Here is a 1,750-nt window from a genome sequence, read left to right as displayed (position 1 = left end):
TCATAAAGCTCATAAAAGCCATTCTCATCAACTAATCTATCTACCTCAGTCGAAAAATTATAAAAGCTTTCTGCCCTTAAGAAGAACCTCATCTTAGGCTTCTTTAACTTAGATACTATTAAATAGTCCGATAAAATAGATGTCGTGTCCTTTGTTTCATAGAAAAAGTTTTGAGTGCCACCTTCTTTTGGTAAGCCCAACGATACTGCAATTGCCTCACTAAAAGTAGACTTACCAATTCCGTTTTCTCCTACAAAGAATGTCACAGGTTTACTAAAATTTAGTCCCTTAAAATTCTTAACTAACTCTATGTTAAATGGGTATTTGTCAAATCCCTCTGTTTTATTTATCTTATCTCTATTTATTTCAATTCCTTTTACAAATAAGTCGTTATTCACTGCTACCTCCTAATTATACTTATCCATCGCCTCTAGCATACTTAATGATTTTGAATTTTTTATTGTGCTATTAGATATCTTAATTAGCCTATTATCTACTGCAACATAATGAATTATATTTATGTTATCTATATTCATTGCCTTTCTTATCTCGTTTTCTATATAGTGTAATTGCACACAATGTGGCGATTCGTCTACAGTTGCAAACACTATTTTTATTATCTTGGTTCTACAAATAATAGCTATTATCTTGGTTATTAGCATATTTACATGCGTAGACTCAAGACATACGCTAAATATAGCATTTGACATTTCTGTAAGCTCATTAAAAGCTTTTGGCTGCATTCTTTTTAGGCAGCTGCCTACAATTACCAATGTTTCTTTTATATCACAATCATAGCAATTTGTCGACATTAAATCTCTAATAATCGGCACTCCCTTTCTTTATAGTTCTTCTATCTTAACTTCATGCTTTTTGTCCTTACTATCGTAAGTTATTCCTATTAGTAGCTTTTCTCCCGTATAGTCTTTTAGTGTTTGTATGTAGTTTCTCTTCTTTATTTGAGCTATTGCATTATCTGGTGTATCGTTTACTTTTAGTTCTATTATAAAGGCTATATCATTTTTCTTTTTAGGATAGAATATAAAGTCTGCAAAGCCTTCTCCTGACTTTTGTTCCCTCATTATTCTATAATCATCTAATGCTGTTAGATATACCAATGTTATTACACACGATAACGAGTTTTCGTCGTTATATTTTAATACCGGTGTATATAGAGAGTGTGCCTCTCTTAGTATTTGTTCCATTGTGTCAGTATCTTTATCTAACGTTGCATTTAGCATCTCGTTTGATTGTTTTACAATCTCTGCTACTTTACCAAATTTTTTATTTGCCAATGAGTCAGCAAACTTCATTTTAAGTTCATTATTAGGTATTGATATATAATTGTTATAGTAGCTTAAAAAGCCTAGTATTACCATGGCTGATATTATTTGTTCTCTTGTATTTAACTCTATCCTTTCTGTTGCAAAACCACTTAGCTTTATTCTTATTTTTTCCCCTTCTAACATTCTTATAATATCGTCTCTTATCCTATCTACATTAGTTTGTATACAATCTACTATATCGTCCATCTTACCTGTTTTTGTCCAATAACTACTACATGCTCCATCTTGCAAAGAACATACAACTGAACGAGGATTATATATTTTTTCTCCGCTATTACTAGAGTATCCGTTATACCACTCCTCTAGCTCCTTTCATGAGATACTATCTTGTTTTGCACATAGATTTTCTACTTATTGTTGTGTAAAGCCAAAAAATTTCTCATAAGCTGGGTCATCTAAGGCTG

3 protein-coding genes are annotated in these 1,750 nt (G+C 31.6%); all 3 read right to left on the bottom strand.

From position 1 onward, the window contains the following. A partial coding sequence (locus tag J6Y29_07230) for an AAA family ATPase (GenBank protein ID MBP5427656.1) occupies positions 1–398 on the bottom strand: 398 nt, incomplete at its 3' end. 9 nt (positions 399–407) lie between these two features. Next, positions 408–824: a hypothetical protein gene (locus J6Y29_07225; protein ID MBP5427655.1), complete on the bottom strand. Its 417-nt coding sequence runs from the start codon at positions 822–824 to the stop codon at positions 408–410. Between the two features lie 18 nt (positions 825–842). Continuing rightward, positions 843–1,577: a PD-(D/E)XK nuclease domain-containing protein gene (locus J6Y29_07220; protein ID MBP5427654.1), complete on the bottom strand. Its 735-nt coding sequence runs from the start codon at positions 1,575–1,577 to the stop codon at positions 843–845. Positions 1,578–1,750 lie beyond the last annotated feature (173 nt).

Source organism: Clostridiales bacterium (assembly GCA_017961515.1).
Lineage (GTDB): Bacteria > Bacillota > Clostridia > Acetivibrionales > RGIG10202 > RGIG10202.
This window is presented reverse-complemented; position numbering and strand designations above follow the sequence as displayed.